19 protein-coding genes are annotated in these 22037 nt (G+C 44.8%); 9 read left to right on the top strand and 10 right to left on the bottom strand.

Translation table 11 applies throughout. From position 1 onward, the window contains the following. Positions 1-34: 34 nt before the first annotated feature. A complete protein-coding gene (locus ABH899_RS15155) occupies positions 35-634 on the top strand; it encodes a DUF4062 domain-containing protein (protein ID WP_369997634.1) in 600 nt (199 codons plus the stop codon). A 91-nt stretch (positions 635-725) separates the two neighbouring features. On the opposite strand, the gene ABH899_RS15150 is transcribed toward ABH899_RS15155, so the two are convergent. Continuing rightward, on the bottom strand, positions 726-1277 hold the full coding sequence (locus ABH899_RS15150) for a riboflavin biosynthesis intermediates N-glycosidase (RefSeq protein ID WP_369997631.1): 552 nt from the start codon (positions 1275-1277) through the stop codon (positions 726-728). Positions 1278-1279: 2 nt separating this feature from the next. After that, a complete protein-coding gene (locus ABH899_RS15145) occupies positions 1280-2167 on the bottom strand; it encodes an NUDIX hydrolase (RefSeq protein WP_369997629.1) in 888 nt (295 codons plus the stop codon). A gap of 298 nt (positions 2168-2465) precedes the next feature. On the opposite strand from ABH899_RS15145, the gene ABH899_RS15140 reads away from it, so the two are divergent. Next, a complete protein-coding gene (locus ABH899_RS15140) occupies positions 2466-2831 on the top strand; it encodes a PadR family transcriptional regulator (RefSeq protein WP_369997627.1) in 366 nt (121 codons plus the stop codon). Next, positions 2818-3864, top strand: a complete 1047-nt coding sequence (locus ABH899_RS15135) for an HAAS signaling domain-containing protein (protein ID WP_369997625.1) — start codon at positions 2818-2820, stop codon at positions 3862-3864. Before ABH899_RS15140 ends, ABH899_RS15135 begins: the two co-directional genes overlap by 14 nt. A gap of 301 nt (positions 3865-4165) precedes the next feature. On the opposite strand, the gene ABH899_RS15130 is transcribed toward ABH899_RS15135, so the two are convergent. Together ABH899_RS15130 and ABH899_RS15125 are read right to left on the bottom strand one after the other, a co-directional pair. Next, positions 4166-5575: a hypothetical protein gene (locus ABH899_RS15130; protein WP_369997623.1), complete on the bottom strand. Its 1410-nt coding sequence runs from the start codon at positions 5573-5575 to the stop codon at positions 4166-4168. Between the two features lie 15 nt (positions 5576-5590). Then, positions 5591-7069: an MBOAT family O-acyltransferase gene (locus tag ABH899_RS15125; protein WP_369997620.1), complete on the bottom strand. Its 1479-nt coding sequence runs from the start codon at positions 7067-7069 to the stop codon at positions 5591-5593. 103 nt (positions 7070-7172) lie between these two features. On the opposite strand from ABH899_RS15125, the gene ABH899_RS15120 reads away from it, so the two are divergent. Beyond that, a complete protein-coding gene (locus ABH899_RS15120) occupies positions 7173-7481 on the top strand; it encodes a nitroreductase family protein (protein ID WP_369997618.1) in 309 nt (102 codons plus the stop codon). A 296-nt stretch (positions 7482-7777) separates the two neighbouring features. On the opposite strand, the gene ABH899_RS15115 is transcribed toward ABH899_RS15120, so the two are convergent. Next, positions 7778-8278 (bottom strand): SMI1/KNR4 family protein, encoded by a 501-nt coding sequence (locus ABH899_RS15115; RefSeq protein WP_369997615.1) that lies wholly within the window; start codon positions 8276-8278, stop codon positions 7778-7780. A gap of 124 nt (positions 8279-8402) precedes the next feature. On the opposite strand from ABH899_RS15115, the gene ABH899_RS15110 reads away from it, so the two are divergent. Continuing rightward, positions 8403-9095, top strand: a complete 693-nt coding sequence (locus tag ABH899_RS15110) for a YetF domain-containing protein (protein WP_369997613.1) — start codon at positions 8403-8405, stop codon at positions 9093-9095. Positions 9096-9351: 256 nt separating this feature from the next. Here ABH899_RS15110 and ABH899_RS15105 read toward each other — a convergent pair whose 3' ends face one another. Continuing rightward, a complete protein-coding gene (locus ABH899_RS15105; protein WP_016423721.1) occupies positions 9352-9795 on the bottom strand; it encodes a cell wall hydrolase in 444 nt (147 codons plus the stop codon). 227 nt (positions 9796-10022) lie between these two features. On the opposite strand from ABH899_RS15105, the gene ABH899_RS15100 reads away from it, so the two are divergent. The 3 genes from ABH899_RS15100 to ABH899_RS15090 all read left to right on the top strand — a co-directional run bounded on the left by ABH899_RS15100 (position 10023) and on the right by ABH899_RS15090 (position 13060). Beyond that, a complete protein-coding gene (locus ABH899_RS15100; protein WP_369997609.1) occupies positions 10023-10772 on the top strand; it encodes a GntR family transcriptional regulator in 750 nt (249 codons plus the stop codon). Between the two features lie 203 nt (positions 10773-10975). After that, positions 10976-11692: a purine-nucleoside phosphorylase gene (gene deoD, locus ABH899_RS15095; protein WP_369997606.1), complete on the top strand. Its 717-nt coding sequence runs from the start codon at positions 10976-10978 to the stop codon at positions 11690-11692. A gap of 30 nt (positions 11693-11722) precedes the next feature. Further along, entirely contained in the window at positions 11723-13060 is a 1338-nt protein-coding gene (locus tag ABH899_RS15090; RefSeq protein WP_369997604.1) for an MFS transporter, read from the top strand. Between the two features lie 249 nt (positions 13061-13309). Here ABH899_RS15090 and ABH899_RS15085 read toward each other — a convergent pair whose 3' ends face one another. From ABH899_RS15085 to ABH899_RS15070, 4 genes are all read right to left on the bottom strand, one after another. After that, the gene (locus ABH899_RS15085; RefSeq protein ID WP_369997601.1) at positions 13310-14407 is read right to left on the bottom strand and encodes an L-dopachrome tautomerase-related protein; all 1098 of its coding nucleotides are present in this window, start codon (positions 14405-14407) and stop codon (positions 13310-13312) included. A gap of 296 nt (positions 14408-14703) precedes the next feature. Continuing rightward, complete coding sequence (locus tag ABH899_RS15080) at positions 14704-15333, bottom strand: hypothetical protein (protein WP_369997599.1); 630 nt, start codon at positions 15331-15333, stop codon at positions 14704-14706. Positions 15334-15347: 14 nt separating this feature from the next. Then, entirely contained in the window at positions 15348-15791 is a 444-nt protein-coding gene (locus ABH899_RS15075; RefSeq protein WP_218230682.1) for a hypothetical protein, read from the bottom strand. A 4-nt stretch (positions 15792-15795) separates the two neighbouring features. Beyond that, positions 15796-19464: an AAA family ATPase gene (locus tag ABH899_RS15070; RefSeq protein ID WP_369997597.1), complete on the bottom strand. Its 3669-nt coding sequence runs from the start codon at positions 19462-19464 to the stop codon at positions 15796-15798. A 517-nt stretch (positions 19465-19981) separates the two neighbouring features. Here ABH899_RS15070 and ABH899_RS15065 point away from each other — a divergent pair. Next, the gene (locus ABH899_RS15065; protein WP_369997595.1) at positions 19982-21355 is read left to right on the top strand and encodes a hypothetical protein; all 1374 of its coding nucleotides are present in this window, start codon (positions 19982-19984) and stop codon (positions 21353-21355) included. Positions 21356-22037: the final 682 nt, after the last annotated feature.

The raw sequence follows: 22037 nt of genomic DNA, 5'->3' as shown, positions 1-22037 counted from the left end.
AATTTATAATAATTTCACTTAATAAAGGTGGCCTATGAGAAAAAAACTACAAGTCTACATATCGTCTACTTTCAACGATCTTATTGAGGAAAGACATACCGCTGTTGAAGCCATACTTCAAGCCGGCCATATCCCTGCTGGAATCGAGCAATTTTTCAAGGAAAGTCCAATGAAAATTAGGAAGAGATGGATCGACGAGTCCGATGTATATATCCTGATTCTCGGAGGATTCTATGGTTTAACTCTTCCTGATGAATCTAAGAGCTATACACATTGGGAATATGAGTATGCCGGAGAAGCGGGCAAACCTAGATTTGCTTTTGTTGTCACAGATGAAGCATTAAGACAAAAGCCATACGACTTCGCAGCAATTGAATACTATCAGGAGTTCCAAGAATTTAGGCAATCCGTATTCGAAACAGTACCTACATTTTATGTTGAAGATGTACGGCACATTAAGCTGGTTATTCACGATAAATTGCCAGAATATGAAGGAAGAGACGATTTGTATGGCTGGGTTTCCGGTAAGAATGTCTCAGACGTACAAAAGTTATTGGAAGAGAATGCAAGTTTGTTGAGAGAGAATGCTAAATTAAATGCCGAGTTAGAGAAGAATAAAAAAACAAATCAATGATTTTCGCCGTCGAAGAGGTTCATGACATTCTGCCATTTCTTTTCGGTTCATTTTTTTCCCCTTCTTTCGTCCGTACCGATTCCGCCTGAAGTTAATCGCGCAATAATTCGTCGCGCACATCGGTTAGCACGAATCCAAGCAGATTCCTCCCTCTCCATTTGATGGGGTTCTCCGCGTCCGGGTTGGACTGGCCCATGCCAATTCCCCAGATGCGGTCCCGCGGGCTCGCCTCGACGAGAATACGGTTTTTCGTCGACTTGAGGTATCCGCCAAGATCCGGGTTTTGCGTAAACTTGGCCAGACTGCCTCTTCTGACGATGCCATAGCATTCTTGGTCCCATACGTCCTTGTCGAAGTTTCTAACCGCGCGCCCATAAGCTTTCATCTCCTTGGGATGATGGGCCTTGAGGATCGCATCCAGCATTTCGTCATCTCCGAACAGCCTTGCTTTCTCAGCCATCATAAACTGCTCCGTGCAGGAATACGCAGTCCCCTCTATCACAAACGGGCTCTTCCACCATTGACTAAAACAACTTTTGTCGACGCTGCCGTCCTTTGACGGTGTATGGCCCCAGAAGAACACAAATTTGAATTTGTTTCCCTCGTTATAAGCCTTTCTTAACTCTTCGATCGTGTATATCATCTCTAATCCTCCAATCTTCTTCGATATAAGCGGGAAGGACGATGTCCCGCATTTTCAGTGTAGTGGTCGGTCTCTACCACAAGATCGGCCACTTTACGCCGAAAAGCAGCTTTCAACAGCTCTTTGTCTAAAATAACCTCGTAGACCTGCTGCAGCTCCGTCAGCGTAAATAAGGGCGGCATCAAATGCAGGGCAATATCGGTATAATTCACTTTTCCCCTTAGTCGTTCAATGGCACAGGCAATAATTTTCGCATGATCGAAAGCCAGTCCATTATTCGATACGATGGAGTATACGGTAGACGCCGAGGTAGGCTTTACCGTCACTGTCCGATCCACAACGGCCGTAAGCTCCTCCTCTTCACTGTTAAGCTTGAGCTCATATTCATACGTTTTTACATACCCATTCTCGAGCAGTTCTTTCCGCTCCCGCAGCCGCCGATAGGTTACCTTGAACCAGGTAGCGTCGGCAGCGTCATCCCCTGCCTTCAACTGTACCTGATCGCTGTCGATCAGAGCCATATAGCTGCAGCTCATCACCCAAGTTCGGGGGTCACGCCCAATATCGCTGAATGTGTACAACTGCTCCAGATAGACATCATCCACGCCGGTCTCTTCGCGCAGCTCCCTCGTTGCTGCCTGCTCCGTCGTCTCGCCTAGCCGGACGAAGCCGCCCGGAAGCGCCCATTTGCCTATGTACGGATGCCCTCCCCGTCGGATGAGCAAGACGCGCAGCTCTTTCTCCGGAAGCTTGCGGTAGCTGGCCGCCTCCGTGTTCGTGACGGTGAAGATGGCCATATCTGCAGCCACCGAGGGCCGCTCGAAATCCCCCACCCGATACTGTTCCAAAAATTCACGTTCCGTAAGGCCATCGCGATCCAACAAATCCAATGTACTCGCCTCCTTCTTTGCTCTATGTTATTTCATTGCCGTTCAGATATTTGATCGGTCCAATAATCGCCCGCATAATCTTAGTATCATTTTGATAATAATAATTTGTTAATAACAAAAATATCAAAAAATCAAAGGAGATGCAAGTCAAACGTGAAAAATAAACATCTTTGGAGGGTTGTAATGCAGACAAAGGAATCATTTAAATCTGGATATAAGACTCAAGTAAAAATAATAATATTGTTCCATTTACAATAGTGTGTGACACACAGTATAATAATTTCCAGGAGCTGATCATATGGCGGATGTAAATGAAACGATAACGGGTTTATTAAGCGAGCTGCGACGGGGCACGATTGTCATTGGCGTGCTCAGTCAATTATCCGAACCGCGGTATGGCTATTCTCTCGTACCCTTATTGGAGGAAAAAGGAATCGCTGTCGAGCCCGGCACCTTGTACCCCCTGCTTCGCAGACTGGAGAAGCAAGAGCTGTTGGAGAGCAGATGGGATACGAATGAATCGCGCCCCCGTAAATACTATCTGCTCAGCCCGTTCGGGAAGAAAGTATATGCGGGTCTGTGCCAGGAGTGGCGCAAGCTAGTCGCCAGCATGGAAGGTATTTTGACTGATCTTGGAGGAGGAGAGCAGCATGGAAGTAATTGACCGTTATATTTATGCGGTGACGCAGCGTCTGCCTGAGCAGCATAGAGAGGATATTAGACGGGAATTGCAAAGCCTCATTGAAGATATGCTGGAGGAGCGCATACCAACTGGCCAAGCATCTAAAGAGGATGTCGAAAGCGTACTGCTTGAGCTGGGCCCTCCGAATGAGCTGGCCGCGAAGTATCGCGGGTACGAGCGTTACCTGATCGGTCCGATGCTGATCGACGCTTACTTGACTACGCTAAAGATTGTGTTGGCCTCGATTGTCATAGGACTAACCGCTGTTTTCATCATCGATACATTCCTTTCACATTCGGGGAAGCTAGACCCGGTTACAAGCTACCTGGCCTCCCTAGTTACGGGTGCTGCACAAGGATTCGCTTGGGTTACCGTTGTATTCGCTTGGATGGAGTATAGGCAGCGAATAAATATCGCCGGTAACGGCAGCAGGAATAAAGCGTGGAGACCCTCCGATTTGCCGCTGATTCCGGACGCAAAGTTGAAAATCAAAAGGATCAGGCCAATCTTAAGTATCTTTTTTACCATTGCGGTCATGGTGATTTGTCTCTATTTGACCGATCTGCTCGGGATCTGGAGGTACCACGATGGCGTGCTTGTGAGCGTTCCTTTTCTGGACAACGATGTATTCCGACGCTATTGGCCGCTTCTGTGGATCGTCGCCGCCTTTTCCATTACGAAGCAAATCGTCCGAATTATTGTGCGTTATAGATCGAGCAAGCTGCTGGCTTTCCATATCGTGATGACGATTATTACAACGATGCTTGTGTGCATCATGCTTTCGGATCAAACTCTATGGAATCCCCATTTCGTTCAGGATTTGACCGCCTCGAACCTTATGCCCGCCGAAGGAAATAACTTCAAAACCCTAGTGTCGACTTGGCCCAGGGTGAAAGAATGGCTCATAAACGCCATCGTGTTGTTTGCACTCCTCAATATCATAAGGGAGTCCCTTGCCTGGTACCGAACAAAATCATCGCCCTCTCCAATCACTCAAAAAAAGCCGCTTGTGTAGCGGCTCAGGCTGCTAGGAACCCTCCTCCTTTTTCCGATTGTGGCCGGATAAGAAGGAGTAGCGGCAAATTCTCGACAATCCGACTGACCTCAAGAGGTCAGTTTTTTTGTTGTTACATCCACAGACCTCAAAACATCATTTCCGCCTACTTATGATTTATGCCTAAGTGTGCCGCGCGGCGGTATTGATGCCTCTTGAAGTAACATTATCACCCGCCTTTAGTTCTACAACGTGGAGCTTGTAATTATTCTCCTGTTAGGTTTTATGGCAATCAGGCTCCTGATATGGTTCGGTATAAACTTTAATTTACTGTAAATTTCATAACAAAAGGCTTTGAGTTAGGGTTAATTTGATTAAACCATCCGTAATCTTCTTGGATCATATTAATTTGAATTTCATACTCCCCAGCTTGCTCTATTCCCGGGATGAGAAAGTTGTAATTTATTATTCCCTTAGGCTTAATATCAGGAAACAATAACAAGCCATGTTGTTGAACGAGATTTCCTTTTCGATCCAATATTTGAATAACAGGATGAACTAAATACTGATTATTGGCTTTAGCCTTGGAAGGCCATAAAAAATTGCTTTCGTTAACAATACTAAAATTAACTTTAAATGGATTTTTAGTTTTTATAGTTTGATCCTTATTTACTACCATATTTTCAACTAGAAAATTCATAGCGTCTTTATTCAGAACCCCATCTATTTCTGAAGATGTCGACTGATTATTTGTTTCGATCTGCGACTTTGCTTGAACGTTCCGATCTCCGAGTTGTTGAGCTTTTAAAAGCTCAATCATCTTTTGAGTACGTATGGTCATGCCGTCTTGATTTAAGTGATTGTGAACATCAAAGAAATAATCGATGTTTGAATATACAAAATCAGTAGGGGAGCCTAATAAATTAAAGCCCTTCTCCTTTAAGTACTCGGTTAAATTCTCAAGATATATATTATTTTTAAAACTATTGCTTGCGTCATACTCAGATGAAAAACTTATGTATAGAGTTATATTTCTTTGCTCGCACCAAGTTTTAAATTTAGACAATTCGAGCAATCCCTTAGTTTCAGTAAAATTAGGGAACGAAGTTAATTGTTTTATTGTTTCTTCAAAAGTACCGATATTAGTTGTCTCGTCGCCATTTCTATTCAACGTTAATGAGGTGTAACCTTCACCTGGATTCGGTTCATTGCCATTATACTGTACTTGTTCTTTTAACCCTTTTATGTAGTCAGAGGGACTAATTTGAAAGAAAAATTCTAACGCTTTTAAAGGTGAAATATGTACCAAATATTTTTTGTCGTATGACAAAGTATAAAAAACTTTTTCCTTGCTCGGTTCTCCGTTAAATAGAAACTGGTCGTCGTATTCAAGTGGAAGTACAGCTATATCGCCGGGTTTTAATACTTCCTTGGCTCGATGAAGCAGATAGTCAACTTGAAGTCTAGCATGCGTTGCAAAGTTTACGGATGGAATACCCAGTGCATCTTCTATGTCCTTGGTTCGTATACCAAATAATGAATTACTTCCACTGATAAACACTATCTTATTTCCAGTTACAGAATCCGCATCTTTAGTTTTCTTATTATAGATATTATCAATCCAAGAAGTCGTTACGGGGGTCTTAAATGAAATCAATATTAAACCCAAATAACTACAGAAAAAAACACAGATCATACAAAAAAACATGATTACAGCCGTTTTTACTTTCATAGTTATACCTCATATCTAGAAATTGAAATATAAAAAATACGTTTCTTCTGTTGATACATTAATAAATAAAATGGACAGTACAAACAACAGTGCAGTAAGCAACACGCTTCGAATGTTTATTTTAGACGTAAGATTAGATAGTAAATGATTTGAGTTTTTTTGCTTAAATACAATAACGAGTGAAATAAGAATAACTCCAAAATAAATAGCATCATTACCGAACCACTGAAGCACAATATTCAGTATATTCATACCTAATGTATCTTGGGGGTTAGTTCCTGATAAAACAGTATGTTTAGCATACTCCAAATCAATACCATGTGCCCCGAACATCCCTTTAATTAGTATCAGCGCATCATGCAAGTTAGGGGCTCTAAAGATAATCCAACCAATATTCACAAAATTAAAGGTTAAGAACCATGCTGCAAGCTTAGGCATCTTTAATTTCGAAGAGGCCCATATCCTATGTATTACGCTTCCGATTCCGTGATACAATCCCCATATGATAAAAGTCCAGCCTGCCCCATGCCAGATTCCGCATACCAAAAAGGTAATCATCAAATTGAAACAATTACGAGGCAATGAAACTCTGCTTCCTCCCATTGGGAAATAAATATACAAACGTAGTAATCTCCCCAGCGTAATGTGCCATTTTCGCCAAAATTCGGCTATGTTGAGCGATTTGTAAGGACTATCAAAATTAATAGGCAACTTAATATTAAACAAAAGGGCAGCTCCAATGGCCATATCTGAATAGCCGCTAAAATCAAAATATAATTGGAGTGTATATGAAAGTGAGATCATCCACGATTCTATTAGCCCATACTCCGACACATTGTTAAAACCATTATTAGCAAAGTGACCTAGAGTGTCGGCTAGTAAAACTTTTTTAGCCAATCCTAGTGTAAATATAAATATTCCTTGGAAAATATGATCATAGTTAATAAGTCGTTTGCTTTCGTCATCGAACTGAGACATCATGTTTTTATGATTAGTAATAGGTCCTGCTATAAGGTGAGGAAAGAAAGTAACGAATAACAAATAACTCTGAAATTTCCCTTTTTTCACTTCACCCTTAAACGTATCAATGAGATACTCAATTTGTTGAAATGTAAAAAAACTTATCGCAAGAGGAAGTGTAAAATTGATTAAAGGTAAATTAATGGGGAAAATAATGTTTATGTTGCTAAATAAAAATCCCAGATATTTATAAAAAAATAGAACAAGGAGATTTATCGAAATTCCAAAAACCAGAAATGCTTTTTTTCCTTTGCCTGGTTGTGAATTTGCAATGAAATATCCTATTATATAATTGAATAAAATGGAACCGATAAACAATGGTAAGTATCTTATATCCCACCAAGCATAAAAGAAAATCGAGCATGCTATTAATATGTACTTGCCGAGCGAATATTTTTTAGTTGATAGCAAAAAATAAATCAGAAAGGTAATTGGTAGAAATAGGAAAATAAAAATATTAGAGTTAAACAGCATTTGGAATTCTCCTAGCTTTTTTGATTAGAACAGATTTTGCCTGCCAATAGACTGTTACATATTTCGACAGGACCTCATATTTTCCTTTCTTAATTGTTATAACATGCTTGGTCTACCTCAGTACGTCATTCCCCTCTTCGGCATCGCCGTCGGCGTACCCGACCAACAGCCGGAAGTAAAGCCTCGCCTTCCCTTGGAAGCCGTCTATTTCGAGAACCGTTGCTCCTCCGAGACGGAGCAGCTTGAACGAGTCCAAGCTTACGACAGCGACATGAACCACTATTACCAGACGCGCAGCGAGAACAATCGCAATGAAGGGTGGTCGCGAAAGCACATTGACATTCTGAAGATGAAAATACCGCTCGGCGCCATGACCGAATACATGCGCAGCAAGGGCTTTAACATTACCTGAGGGAAACGACGAGGGATACTCGTTGCGGGGAATCATTTCGCCTTACTTATGATACGATTCACCGTATCACTCTAAAAGCGAATTTTAAAGGGCACCTAGTTGGGTGCCCTTATGAAAGCCTGAACAATTGTATGTGTTGGATAAGCATCGAATGCGAACGTCGATCTGTCTGGTGAGCATATAGTTCTGACAGCCAAGCTCATCTCCGACGCTTCCCATCAGATCGGCTGCGATGCCGGCAACCATTTGTAATTAGATAGACATTTATTAAACAAACTATATCGATATACCTTTATTTAACACTGGAACCCTATTGAATTCGACATAATTAATTCCAAAAACTCTTCAAGAGAGTTGGCCACTTTATCAACTTCTTCGAATTCGGGCTCATATCCACGTACAATAGCACCTTTATCATTGGTTAAATCAATCGCATAGAAGGAATATCCACCATCAACTGACATAACTATGGGCAAGTAATTATCCCACCATGCAGTTATTTGAGATTTCCAAATATTATCATTCGCTGCTGCTTCTAAACTGAGCAATTCATATTCATTCCATTTAAATGCACTATCCGAGCTATTATTGAACTCATTCTCACAAATAAACCAAGTCTCTTCATTTGGTGTCATACATTTTTCAACCACACTTAAAAAATCCAAATATTCATTTGGGATTTCTTTATATCTAGATAGAATGCTGCTGTCTAAATTTAATTGAAACCCAGATTTTTCGGTTATATCCCAACTGTTTTCATTAGCCCAAATAATAAATTCGCCAATTTTTTTGTTCATATTCATCACCCCCTAAAATATTCCACACGCCCAACACATTCTCCTAGGTTTCCACAACATTATTTTTGCCGACACTGAAATAAGGCCCAATCTAAAACCATCTGTTATGCAAGGAGCTCAGCACATGACGTATGGAGAAATTCTATTTCGTACGGCAACGTCCTTCGTTGCTCTACTCGTTTTGACGCGTCTGCTCGGTAAAAAACAAGTCGGACATCTAACGTTTTTCAATTATGTAACAGGGATCACCTTCGGCTCCACCACTGCCGAGATTATCGTCAACAGACAAATCACGCTGCTGCAAGGAATATCCAGCTTGGTCTTATGGTCGCTCTTGACGTTCATCATGGCATTGACCGGATTGCGGTCCGTCAAAGCTCGTGAGATTCTCGACGGCCAGCCTACGATTCTCATCAAAAAAGGAATGATTTTGGAAAAGGCATTAGCTAAACAGCACCTCAACATCGACGATTTAATCATGCTGCTTCGGAACAAGGATGTCTTCTCACCCGAAGAAGTCGAATTTGCAATTCTGGAACCTGACGGTAAACTCAGTGTGTTGAGAAAAGAAGAACTACTGCCTGCAACAAAAAAAGATATAAAAGCAACCATTACGCCTATTCAAAGAATCCCGACTGAACTTATCGTTGATGGCAAAATCGTAGAAAAAAATCTTATAAAAATGGATGTCTCCGCTGCCTGGCTCAACCAACAATTAAAGAAAGCCAGCATTCATTCTTTGGATCAAGTATTTTACGCAGAGCTCCAGTTGGACGGGACGCTATATATCGACAAATACCGGGATTCGATCCCATAAAAAGACCCGGTAGCGACTACTTGAGTTCAACCCAACCAACCTTCAACAACTGATACGGTTCGCCGCGCTGTCTATAACGGCAAGTTTTCGGGCTATCCTTGGCGGGATGACCTTTTGTAATTTGGACTCGACTTGTCTCCTTCAAAATAAAAAAGAAGCCGCGATATACGCGGCATTAAATGAGATAAAGTTCTTGTCACCCGAGGCTGTAACAAGTCAGGTTTAAGAGATCCTGAACTCTTATTCGTTTATAAAATTAAAACGTGTTATATATATTTTCACATTCTTCCCCGGTCGGTTCATAAAAACAGTGCTTCTTCCATCGTCCTGCGAGCGGCTGATTATACCAAGTTGGCGGACAGGGTCCGGGATTTTCGAACGTTCCTGGACGGAAATACCACAGGGAGAATTTACCCGGCCAATTCCGCTCCCCATTCACAGCCCGTCGTGCCAGACGGCGTTCCCTGTCCCTTGCTTTTTGATAGTACAGACCATGTTGCAAGGCTTCGAACGCATGCGGCTGGTTGATCATTTGGGGAATTGTCCGGATTCCTTTAAAATCGGAGCAATTCGCTCTTACCCGGTTAATGCCAACATTTCCAACAAGGAGCATGCCCGTTTCGCCTTCGGTCTCAGCTTCGGCTCGAAGCAACCTTGCCAACATATTAATATCCTGGTCCCTGGCTTTTACGACTGCCATTGGATCACCTCTTTAGATTTCCTAGACTCATCATATTGTAGGCGAAGCGGATGTGTTACTCTGACAGACAATTTAATAAAATGAACAAGGCTATTTCACCTAATAGCCGCCTATTTCGCTTGGGTTAAGAATCAACCTTTGACAGGAAGGTCCGCCCAAACTGAACGATTACGGGTGTGATATAATAGGCTCTAACTGATGAATTTAGAGAATAGGTGTGTGGACCGATGGAAGTAAAGCCGGAACATCCAGCCAAAGCAAAAATACCGCTATACCTTACCGTATATAATGAACTTTTCAAAAAAATCATGAGTGGTGTGTTCCCCCCCAACAGTCAATTGCCTACTGAACCTGAACTTGCCAAAATGTTCGACGTAAGCAGAATGACGTTAAGACAAGCATTAGCTCTCTTGCAAGATGACGGGCTGGTAAAGAGTATTCATGGTAAAGGAAACTTTGTTACCCCATCTCGAATGGTGCAGAGAAATGATGGACTGGATAAAATCGGAAATCCTATTTATAAGTGCCATACAGAGGACATTGACCATGTCGACATCCAGTTCAGACTGGACTTGGAGAGTGACTACACCAAAGAGGTCTTGAAAAGGAAAGCCACGGCTGTGGTAGCCGTTGAGCGTTGGTATATGAGTAAAGGACAGGCGGTGGCTTTCGGATTTACCTTTATGGCAATTGAGGCCGTAACCGAATTGAACCTGGACCTCCAAAATGAAGAGCAGCTGTTGGACATGCTTGAGAATAAGGTATATGAGTTGGCTAACTCTGCAACGGTGGAGGTCAAACATTCCACGGTGATGAATACCTCGTCTCAAAAATTTGAACTTAATGCCGGCGAGGGGTGTGACTTGCTGCTGGAAAGTCTATATGTAAATGAACAGTACCCTCTTGTATACAATAAATATTATATTCCTAAAGAATTTAGCCGGATTGTGATCAACGCTTCGAAGAATAGGACGTAATCTAATTTCAGGGCAGTCGTTTCTCCATAAAGGAGAGACCACTGCCCTTTTTGCATAGGACCGCCTAAAGGGATAGAACATTAGAAATTTATCCAGAAAAAATTAGTTGATAAAGGAATGCGATGTATGGTACTTTATCCGTGTACCAATTAGACAACTTATTATACAACTATACCAATATGTAAAAGAAAAGGAGATTTAAAATGAGTACTTCCACTAAAGAAACGCCGCATATTCAACCTGGAGGAGCAGAGATCGCCGAAACGATTCTATTACCGGGCGATCCCTTAAGAGCGAAGTTTATTGCGGAGAACTTTTTGGAGAATGTCGTCCAGTTCAACAAAGTCCGCGGTATGCTGGGCTACACGGGAACTTTCAAGGGTAGAAAAATATCCGTGATGGGAACCGGAATGGGAACTCCAAGCATGAGTCTGTATTCATGGGAGCTGATTCATGTATTCGGTGTTAAGAATCTCATTCGAATCGGTTCCGCAGGGGCGATTCAAGATCATTTGAACCTGTATGACATTGTTTTCGCAATGGGTTCTGCAACCGATTCCAATTATGGACACCAGTACAATCTCCCAGGTCACTATTCGATTACGGCCTCATTCGAGCTGTTGGAAAAAGCCAAGAAAATAGCGGATGCGCAGGGGCAGAAAGTTCATGTAGGCAATGTGCTCTCCAGTGACATCTTCTATAATGCGGATCCGACGGCGCTGAAGAAATGGAGTGAAATGGGCATTCTATGCGCCGAGATGGAATCTGCAGGCCTGTATATGAACGCAGCCCATGCGGGCGTTAACGCACTGTGTATCTTGACGATCAGCGATCATATTTTCAGACATGAATCCACGACCCCTGAAGAGAGACAGACAGCTTTCACTAAAATGATGGAAATTGCACTGGAACTTGCTTAATCATTTGATTCCAAGAAGGGAATGTGGCTAATGGCTGCAATAACTGAACAAACACCGCAAACTGCCCCATCCTTTCAGGCGAAAAGGGCAGTGCCTGTGATTCTGCTCTTTTTCGTTTTTGCCTTGATCGTCGACAACTCATTCAAGTTGGTTTCGGTAGCTATAGCCGATGATCTGGGAATCTCGGCAGCTGCGGTTAGCTGGCAAGCCTCATTAGCGGGACTTGTGATTGGAATTGGCGCTGTCATCTATGCCTCTTTGGCCGACACGATCAGTATCAGAAAGCTGCTGAGTGCAGGGATTATCTTAATCTGCATCGGTTCTGTTATCGGTTTTATTTTTCAACACTCTTATCTGCTCGTTATTATCGCTCGTATGATCCAGACAGCAGGCCTGGCCGCGGCTGAAACTTTATATGTGATCTATGTAACGAAACACCTGCCCAAAGAGGAGCAGAAAAAGTTCCTGGGACTCAGCACAAGCAGCTATTCGCTTTCTCTTGTTATCGGTTCCATTACGGGGGGTTACGTGTCCACCTATTTAAATTGGTCCACGTTATTCTTAATCCCGCTGCTGTCCTTAATCCTGCTTCCCTTCATTCTTAAATATTTGCCGAAGGAACAATCCCGGAAGAGTCATGTTGATTTTATCGGACTGCTTCTAATATCCGCCATTACTACTTCCGTCATGATGTATTTAACGGATTTCAACTGGATCTTTATTGTGATCTTCATAGCTGCAACAGGACTATTTCTTGGCTATATCAGCAAGAGTAAGAAGTCGTTCATCGGGATTTCCTTTTTCCAAAATAAGCGGTTTGCAGCGGTTCTTGCCATCGCTTTTGTGATTTATTCCGTTCAACTGGGCTACATCTTTATTTTCCCATTCCTGCTTCAGAAAATGTATAATCTTCAGCTCGACACGATCTCACTACTGCTGATACCAGGTTATGTAACCGCGATACTGATTGGATCGCTGTCAGGAAAAATAGCAAAAGTATTGACCAATAAGCAAGCGGTTTCCATAGCTATGATCATTATCGTGTGCAGCCTGGCTTTGCCCGGCCTTATTGGAGGCTCGGTTATCGTATACGTTCTCTCCATGCTGCTGTTCTCGGGGTCATTCGCATTCATGTACGCACCTATGCTTGATTCATGTATACGCTCCATTCCTGTAGAAAGATCAGGAACAGCCATTGGATTCTACAACTTGGTGTTGAATGTGGCCGTTTCTATAGGCATCACCTATACCGCGTCTCTAATGGATGTAGTATCTTTTGGAACGGTGTTATGGATCCTTGCTATAATTACCTTGTTCGCTCTATTGATGTATTGGTTGCTTGTAGGCCGACTCACCGAGTCCAAATAAGTAAAGATACCTTTAGCTTAAAACGCCAAAACACCTCCTCTTTGGGGGTGTTTTGGCGTTTTAAATATCTCCTGCGCTCTTGAAGTCGTTCTCCTTGAAAGTTCTCCTTGAAGAACTTTGTAGTTGTTCTTATATACACCGAATCTTTCGTAGTCATTTATGGTACGGTTCCCCGTATCGGGTCTATCGGCGAAAAATACGAGAGTAGCTGGTGATGGCCAGCTCCCTGATGAGGGATAGCTACCTTCATTATGAAAAGGTAGGAGCAGGGAATTCATCAATTCTCATACGAAGTAAACTATATGGTTTTTCCCGCAGGTCTCTTCCATAATGAAATCTCGCCTGCCGATGTAATTGATTCACAATGACATATAAGTATCGATCGGGGCCAATCGAAAAAGTATCCGGCCATAAAATTCTGGGGTCATGTGCGATGGTTTCCATTGCGCCATCCGGCAATATCTTCCGGATACTGTTGTTTTCATAGTCTCCCGCATAAACGGTTCCTTTTGCGCCGGTGATCATTCCATCAGACGCACCTTTTTCCCCCCAATACTGCACATATTGGGATAAATCCATGTCCTGTATCCTTCTGTCTCTTAGGGCTTCTGTTGAGATCGAGAACAGCTGACGGCTGGTTAGCGGAGCATAAAATAAAACCTTTCCATCCGGAGAAATCGCTAAACTATCGGAAGCCAATCTAAATGGGAAAGTCGAGCCGTCCGGGTTTCGATTCATCAAAATTTGACCTTCTACTTTCGGTAAAAAATAGGGATCAGGTGAAGTTGATAGGGCCCCATTTAACCGTCTAAACGCGTTCCCATTTTCTAAATCTACGACGATAATAGCCCCTGGCCCTTTGGAAGAAGAATCCGTTATATATGCATAGCCTGCACTTCCAACCCGAAAGTCCAAACGGACATCATTCAGATAAGTGGTTGGCAAGACAACATCTTCCGTAAAGGTATATACTCTCTTTATTGTATTCGTGCTTAAATCAACAGCAACTAATTTTGCTCCCCCTTGAATAGGTTCAGAAAAGTTTGGTGCTCCTGTATCCAGTACCCAAAGTGTTCCTCTTCCATCCGCAACGATACTTTGGACACTGACGAAAGACATCGTAATATTTCCCGTATTAACCACATTGGCTTCTAAACTGGGATAAGGCTGCAATTCATTCTCAACAATTTCCGCCACAGTAAATTGAACGTCGTCTCCCCATTTCGGAAAGCAAACAAAAATACGACCGGTTTCGGAAACGCTGACACCTGTAGGCATAGCCCCATAAAAAGCATGCACCAGTTCAAACCGCCCAAAATATTTTTCTTTAGGTAACATAGGTTGCATGATATCCTCCTCATCAAATCCGAACGGATATCACCTATATATGATCAAATTTTTTTGTAGTGCCTAGTTCTTAATAAATTTCTCTCTTGATGGATGCCGTGGATTTCAACTTCTCAGGGGCGATTGGCAGTTATACTCTCATCGAAATGATGATCGGTTCGTTTTCCGATTACTTATGATAAGACTCCCCGTATCGGGTCTATCGGCGAAAAATGATAGGCTGAGAAAAAAACCATTGGTGACATAAAAGTCGGCAATGGTTGTAGTTCGGCGTACCTGTTCACTTGTCGATCAAATTACTGTCCGGTTATCGTGTAGACGTTAGAGGAGCCTACCGGCGCCGCATTGAAATAAGCGTTATTCTGAACGGCTCCGGGGAACTTAACCCCGTATGTAATCCCGCCTCCGCCATCCTTAACACCTGTAATTTCAACCACACTCGGAATCGGAATATCAAGGAACACCGGGTTATGCATAATATTTATGTTCGCTTGAAGGATATTGCCGTCCACCTTCACTGTAACGACATCGCCGTCTTCCGCGGCGAAATCCCAGATCAGCATGCGGCTTGTCGTTGTATCTTTCTTCATCTCAATCTCGAAGTCCCTGGCCTCGAGTCCCGCCGAATCATCTGCCGCGGCTAGCTGGATACCCGCCTTCATCCCTTTACCGATTCCATTCGACTGAACATCTTTTATACTGCCGGTTGAACCTTGGAAATACATGCCCATCCCAAACGTGATCAATGCCGTAATTCCGATCCAAAATCGGTGTTTATTGCTTATTTTTCCCTTAGATGATGACTTGCGATTGACGGATGACCCTGTAACTTCCAATGGAACATCATCATCTTCCCTTTGTCGAGGCTCATATTGATTTGGAGCGTATGACTTCGGCTTTTGCTCGTTTTGTTCGTGATTTGCCAATTTCCTTCTCCTCACTATTCCATATATCGATTTGTCTGCCGATCAATCGGATACTTCCAGTACAGCAGCGACATGCATAATCGGATAGCCACAATCGCAAGCAGCATAAGCGTAATGGCCCATCCTTTGGAATAAAGTCCTTCGTCAGCCCATTTGTTAAGAATCATGACTCCTATCGATAGAGCGAAACTGGTATAGATGAGCATTTGCAGGAAAGGAAGCAATATCGTTATTTTACGATAGGGGATTCCTAAAAATTGACTTCTCATGGCCAAGTAAATAAAGAAAGCCAAAAGGCTTATTACGATCACACCGCCGCTTGCGACCGGAACCTCGTTAATCAGAAGATTCCTTATGTCACCGTATATCATGAAAGGCATAAAAAGCGTAACGATAATGACCCCGAGCATGAAGGAATGATAAAAAACAATGGCGAGCAGCCATTTTAGGACTTTCATTACATCACCCCCGTCTTTCCTTGAAGTCTTCAGGCATCAAAGCGGATAATTCCTCGGCCGTGGCGTCGGCTTTCTTGCTCATACGCAAGGCATGGTCTCGAATCGCTTTCTCTACCAAATTTCGAACGAGCCGTCCATTGCCTGCGGTCCTATCTCCTTCATAGGTCTCCAAAATGGAGAGCAGCGTGGCTTCGGCCTCCCGGACGATCACATATCCTTGCGCCTTTACCAGCAAACGCGCAATTTGCAGCATTTCCTCGGCTGTATAATCGGGGAATGTAATCATATTGGGAAACCTGGAGCGGAGTCCCGCATTGCGGTTCAAGAAGCGCTCCATATCTTCGTCGTAGCCGGCCAATATAACGATGAGTCTGTCCCGGTAATCGTCCATGGCTTTGACGAGCGTATCGATCGCTTCCTGTCCGAATTGATCCCCTTCCGCCAAGGCATAAGCCTCATCCACGAACAAGATCCCGCCAAGAGCGCGTTCGATAACCTCTTTCGTCTTGAGCGCGGTTTGCCCCACATAACCGGCAACCAGGCCGGACCGATCGGTTTCTACCAGCGTGTCGGCCTTAATCACGCCCAGTTCTTTAAATCGTTGGGCCAAAATACGGGCAATGGTCGTTTTACCGGTTCCCGGGTTTCCTTTAAATACCATATGAAGAGCTTGGGCAGAAGCCTTGGGCAGCCCCATCTCTTGACGGCGCTTGGCCACCTCAATTTGAGCCGATAGGCTTTTCACAAATTCCTTAACAGAGGACAGACCGACAACCGCATCGAGCGCTCCAAGCGCATTCGCCCGCTTCCCCGCAAGGTCTACATGTGCCGACAGTCCAAAATCCTCCACAGTCAGCTCATTTAACTGATCCGCCGCAATATCGGGGTGATCGGCCAATCGCTCCGCTTGCTTGCGTATCGCCTCCTCCAGCGTATTGCGGACGAGTCGTCCGTTGCCTCCGTCCTTTCTGCCCGGGATTTGCTTCTCGTTAAAATAGGATTCGAGCAAACCTGACACATCCGGAGCTAAAGCAAAACCGCGCGCCTTCACCATAATAGAGGCGATTTGCTGCATTTCCTCTGCCGTGTAATCGGGGAATTCGATTTGCAGCGGGAAACGCGAGGACAGACCCGGATTGACTTGAACAAACCGCTGCATATCCTCTGTGTATCCCGCCAAAATGACAACCAGATTGTCTTTATGAAGCTCGATAAGACGAACCAGTGAATCGATCGCTTCCTTACCGAAGCCCCCGCCCTGCACGCCATCCTGCGCTAGTGCATAGGCTTCGTCGATGAAGAGCACGCCGCCTAGAGCAGATTCGACAACCAGCTTGGTCTTGTTGGCCGTCTGGCCGACATACTCCGCTACCAGATCGGATCGGTCCACCTCAACGAGATGTCCTTTTTTTAAATAGCCCATGGACCGGAGCATCCCTGCCACCAGCCGCGCCATCGTCGTCTTGCCCGTACCGGGATTGCCCGAAAAAATCATGTTGAGAGTCTGTCCGGTATCGACATGAATCCCGGCTTCCTTCCGCCTTCGATCAACAATAAGTTGTTTCTCCAGCGTTCGGACGAATAGTTTGACTTGCTCCAATCCGACAATTCCGGCGAGCTCATTCTCGATATTAAAAGCTTCTTTCTCTCCGATCCCGAAGTCTGCCCCCGTCAATAATTGCAAGTCTGTATCTGCAGTTGTCCCTGACATCAGCCCTCTAAGCCGAGTCGCTTGCTTGCGGACAGCCTCCTCGAACAAATTGCGGACAAGCCGGCCGTTGCCGCTGTCATTGCGGCCAGGGATTTGCTTTTGATCAAACAGCTCGATCAAACCCTCATAAGCATCCGTTTCTATCCGGAAACCATTCTTGTTCGCCATCTGAATCATGATGTCCAGCATATCTGCCGCTTTGTAATCCGGGAATTCCACGATGAATGGAAATCTTGAACGCAAACCTGGATTCGATCGCAAAAAAGTCTCCATCTCCTGGGTATACCCTGCCAGCACAACAACCAGATGATCCCGATGATCCTCCATCGCCTTGACAATCGTGTCGATCGCTTCGATGCCGAACGTATCGTGATCGTGGCGGGCGAGCGTATAGGCCTCGTCGATGAACAATACGCCTCCCAAGGCCTCATTGACTTGTGCCATCGTTTTGGGAGCGGTAGAGCCCACATATTGGCCTACAAGATCCTGTCTCGTCACTTCGATCAGTTGACCTTGCGGCAGCAATCCGAGCGCCTTCAGAATACGGCCGACTAAGCGGGCGACCGTCGTTTTGCCGGTTCCGGGATTCCCGGTGAACACCATGTGAAGCGACATCGCCACAGAGCCTCCGCTTTCTCTGGCCCTCAGCTTGTTAACCTGAACCGTCTCCATGAGCTCATAGACAAACTTTTTCACGGGTTCCAGACCCGTTAACGCATTTAATTCTTCCAGAACATCGTCAATCGACTCCTGACGAACGAAAGATAGTGCTTTGATCGGAATTTCAAGAGAATTCGACTCCACAAAAAAAGAATCGTTCTTGAAACGGATACGCACACTCTCATTGCCACGAATCTCATTGCGGGCCCGTAGACCGGACAATACAACAGTAAGCTCCTTATCAATCCAATGCTGCACTGCCTCGCCGAACGTTTTGTTTGCTGCGGCTATATCGGCCAACGCCTCATACGTGGAAGGATGGACGGTAATCTCTGTTTGCATATCCCTTGACAGATCGTCTATCGCTTTCCCCAGCAAGATCTCGGCGATCTGCCGCATCGTCTCCTGCTCTAATGGTGAAGATATTGCCGCCGCAAGGATGGTTTGCAAGATAGAGGCAGGGAGATGCCTTGCCAGCACGGACGGAACTTGGCCATATTCGCTTTCTCTCTCTGCATGTTCATCGATATAGAAAATGATGAAATAATCGGCGGCGCTTATGCGAACCCCTTCTTTGGTTCGGAAGCTGCCTTCCGCGGCGAGCTTAGCGACCAGGCCGATAATAGCCGGGTCAGCCCCTTTGACCCCCTGGAATAACACCGTGCCCTCGGAATGCCGGAAAGCCTCCGCCATATCACTAATAAAATTTCCTGATAGTTCATCCGCCTCATAACGCTGTAAATCAATTTCTGCAATATGTGGCCGGGAGGTTACCCGACGTGCATGCATCTCCCGAACCAGCCATTCCAAGGCTGTTTTTTTGCCCGTACCAGGAGCCCCGGCCAGTAAGATCACATTCCTTGGCTTATTACTCTGGCGCCCATTCATATATCCCTGCTTATATCCCGCAACCAAATCGTCTACGAAGAACGCCTGTCCGATCACTTGACTATTTACGTTCTTTTCCACTTCTCGGAACAGTTGATCCAATTGCTTGGGAGATAAAGCACTCTGCGCATCATTCCGGCCTTCTCCCTGCGACGTATATGCTGGGGTCTGAACAGGTCGGGAAGTCGGTGAAGAAATGTTCTGTCCCGCGGCGGCCTGCTCGGAATAGCTCGGACCTGCACTTCTGGCTCCCGATCCTGCATGATATTGTTGCGTCGGCTGCACTTGCCTCGTTGGAGCCGGAGGGTCTTCTTTTTTGGCGATAAATCCTTTTTCCCGAACCAATTCAACGAGTTGATACTCAGGAAAAAGAAATTTGAGCGCTTTCAACATACTGCTTCGGTTGATTCTCATATTTCCCGTTACCCCCTGCGACCTGCTGTTCTTTCTTTCTTTTTTTCCTATATTATACTATGGCTCCGTTACTTTTGCTTTCAAACTATGGAATGTGTATCCGCCTAAAAAATTATCTAGGGCTAGCCCTCTTCGATACGGAACGCATATTTTTAGCATGGGGAACAGATAGGTCCTTGCAAATGCTGTTCATTACTGACAATAAAGATTCAATCAATCTCCTATAACCATGTATGGTGCATACGGAAAAAAATCCTCAATCCAGACTGCTTGATTAGAAGAAGGATACGGGGGATGAACTCAATAGACACTATACAATTCAATCCAACTATTTTGTTGACAAAACACATAGGAATAATTTAAATTAAATCAAGGGTATCTTTTGTATTATATGTTAAATTATTACATCCGACTGGTTTAACCAGAGGCATGCCGATAAAAACCCGTTACCGTGGGTTAAAAGTATGCCTCTTTTAGCTTTGTAAAAATTTATTTTGGAGGGAGCATGTCAACTACTATGAATAGGCATTTACAGAAAAAGCGGAACGTTTTCCGAAAGCTTCATAAGCGGTTGCTTAAACTGGGGCTATGCGCGCTGGTTTTCGTATCCTTTAGCTCCGTAACGGTGCAGGGTGCTCAAGCGGCTGCATCGGTGCTGGCAACCGCGGATCAACAGGCGCTGGATGCATGGAGCATTCAGATCAATCAGAACAACAATTACCCTTTGCTGAAGGCTCAAGCCAAGGCGGCGTACAAGCTCGCCTACGGCGGCTCATTGAGCACAGAAGCGGAGAGCCGTCTCGATAACGCAATCAACGAGCTCGCGTTCAGCGCAATTCAGAAAGCGGTCAACAGCGATCCGTATTTCCCTAAAGTATACTGGTTAAACACTCCACCACGCAGTTGGCTTGGTCTGAACGTGCCGGGAGGACGGTATTCTTATGATAACCCGGACAATATTTACCGTACCATCCCGATTGACGGCTCGTCGAAGTACATCATTCATGGGAAACGTACTTTTCCGGGGCCGACCGATGTAACGTTCTCCCTGATCAGCAACCCCAATTCGCAACAGACCATCACCTTTCTGTCCGGCAAAGATCTGGTAGTGAATGCGGACGGGAGCTACGCCATCACCGTAGATAGCAATCCCGCCAATGGACGTGCCAACCATATACAGTCCACGAGCGCGGCCGTGCAGTTATTCGTCCGCAATAACCTTGGCAATTGGAATACCGAAACGCCCGATGCGCTTACGGTAGAGCGGCTGCCCGACGGCAGCCAGCGTACGCCCAAGAGTCAGCTTGCCATTGCTGCCGAAGCTTGGGCGAATCTGCAGGAATCCATTGTCGATTATGGCTATGGTGCTTTGGGCATAAAGACTCACACCAATCCGGTGAATACACTCTCCAGTCCGAGCGTATCATCCACATTAGGCACGCTGGTCACGCAGGCCAGTTCGTTCGGCCACTTCAAACTGGCGGATGACGAAGCGCTGGTCGCAAGGGTAACAACCGGGGGAGCAGGTTATGTAGTGTTTCCGGTTACAGATCCGTGGATGGTAACCGTAGACCCTATCCGTCATCAATCAAGTCTTAACAACGTTCAGGCAGCGCCGAATGCCAACGGCAGCTATACGTTTGTAGTATCGGTCAAAGACCCTGGCGTAGCCAACTGGATTGACCCTGTAGGGCTGCATGAGGGAACGATTATGGTTCGCTGGCAGAACCTGCCCGATAAACCGCCTGCAACAGGCGGGCCGTCCGTACAGACACAGGTCGTGAAGCTGGCTGACCTGAGCAGGGTTTTGCCGTCCGATACCCGCTACGTGACTTCGGAGCAGCGCAGCCGGCAGTTGGCCGACCGGGCAGCCGGTTACGCACTTCGCTGACAAAGGTCTCGTTCTCCACCATTATTTTGTGACTATCGAAGTTCATCAATAAGACCACCACGCAGCGAACGTAAACTCTGAATTTCTTCTTTTCCCCCCGCCGTACTGCGGTCGTAATAGCTTTGCCATGTTCGAGGGCGAGCTTGCAATGGCGTCTTGCGACCGCCAGTAATTGAGCCGATGTCGCATCGTCAATGATCAGCCCGATCAGCGAACAACGATTAGCGGATGCGGCTTCATTGATAGGCGATACGATTTTTTCAGTTATTGCGATCATAAGTAAATTCCTCCCAGTCAACAAGTTTTGTTGACTGGGAGATTTCGCAAGTCTTGTTTACAATGATTCATTTACCGAATTTGTTCTTTGAGCCAACCTGTCACATCTCATCTATTCTTTCAGCACCATCAATATTAGGCATTCGACATGTGACGACTAGACAGGGAGTACAAACCTTCACAGGAATGACATTTGCTCTTATGACTAGGGCGGCTAAGACAAGCCACTCTTTTTTCGATCTACTTAAGACATCTTGTATCTCAAATTGTCAAATTATAATGTCAATAATGTGCTACGTTAATTGAGAGGTGCTAAGAATATGAACTGATTCTCGTCCTTAACAAGGATTAGGTTGAGTATGTACGATGTCCTTATATAATCCGACGCAGCCTATAAAACGCATTG

Origin of the sequence: Paenibacillus sp. RC84, from assembly GCF_041260495.1 — a bacterium.
GTDB lineage: Bacteria > Bacillota > Bacilli > Paenibacillales > NBRC-103111 > Paenibacillus_F.
Note: the sequence above shows the minus strand (reverse complement) of the source record. Positions and strands in the feature narration are given on the sequence as shown.

Coding starts and splice junctions, on each gene's coding strand:
- ABH899_RS15155 (WP_369997634.1), top strand. CDS start 35: ATGAGAAAAAAACTACAAGTCTACATATCGTCTACTTTCAACGATCTT.
- ABH899_RS15150 (WP_369997631.1), bottom strand. CDS start 1,277: ATGATATACACGATCGAAGAGTTAAGAAAGGCTTATAACGAGGGAAAC.
- ABH899_RS15140 (WP_369997627.1), top strand. CDS start 2,466: ATGGCGGATGTAAATGAAACGATAACGGGTTTATTAAGCGAGCTGCGA.
- ABH899_RS15135 (WP_369997625.1), top strand. CDS start 2,818: ATGGAAGTAATTGACCGTTATATTTATGCGGTGACGCAGCGTCTGCCT.
- ABH899_RS15130 (WP_369997623.1), bottom strand. CDS start 5,575: ATGAAAGTAAAAACGGCTGTAATCATGTTTTTTTGTATGATCTGTGTT.
- ABH899_RS15125 (WP_369997620.1), bottom strand. CDS start 7,069: ATGCTGTTTAACTCTAATATTTTTATTTTCCTATTTCTACCAATTACC.
- ABH899_RS15120 (WP_369997618.1), top strand. CDS start 7,173: ATGCTTGGTCTACCTCAGTACGTCATTCCCCTCTTCGGCATCGCCGTC.
- ABH899_RS15115 (WP_369997615.1), bottom strand. CDS start 8,278: ATGAACAAAAAAATTGGCGAATTTATTATTTGGGCTAATGAAAACAGT.
- ABH899_RS15110 (WP_369997613.1), top strand. CDS start 8,403: ATGACGTATGGAGAAATTCTATTTCGTACGGCAACGTCCTTCGTTGCT.
- ABH899_RS15105 (WP_016423721.1), bottom strand. CDS start 9,795: ATGGCAGTCGTAAAAGCCAGGGACCAGGATATTAATATGTTGGCAAGG.
- ABH899_RS15100 (WP_369997609.1), top strand. CDS start 10,023: ATGGAAGTAAAGCCGGAACATCCAGCCAAAGCAAAAATACCGCTATAC.
- deoD (WP_369997606.1), top strand. CDS start 10,976: ATGAGTACTTCCACTAAAGAAACGCCGCATATTCAACCTGGAGGAGCA.
- ABH899_RS15090 (WP_369997604.1), top strand. CDS start 11,723: ATGGCTGCAATAACTGAACAAACACCGCAAACTGCCCCATCCTTTCAG.
- ABH899_RS15085 (WP_369997601.1), bottom strand. CDS start 14,407: ATGCAACCTATGTTACCTAAAGAAAAATATTTTGGGCGGTTTGAACTG.
- ABH899_RS15075 (WP_218230682.1), bottom strand. CDS start 15,791: ATGAAAGTCCTAAAATGGCTGCTCGCCATTGTTTTTTATCATTCCTTC.
- ABH899_RS15070 (WP_369997597.1), bottom strand. CDS start 19,464: ATGAGAATCAACCGAAGCAGTATGTTGAAAGCGCTCAAATTTCTTTTT.
- ABH899_RS15065 (WP_369997595.1), top strand. CDS start 19,982: ATGAATAGGCATTTACAGAAAAAGCGGAACGTTTTCCGAAAGCTTCAT.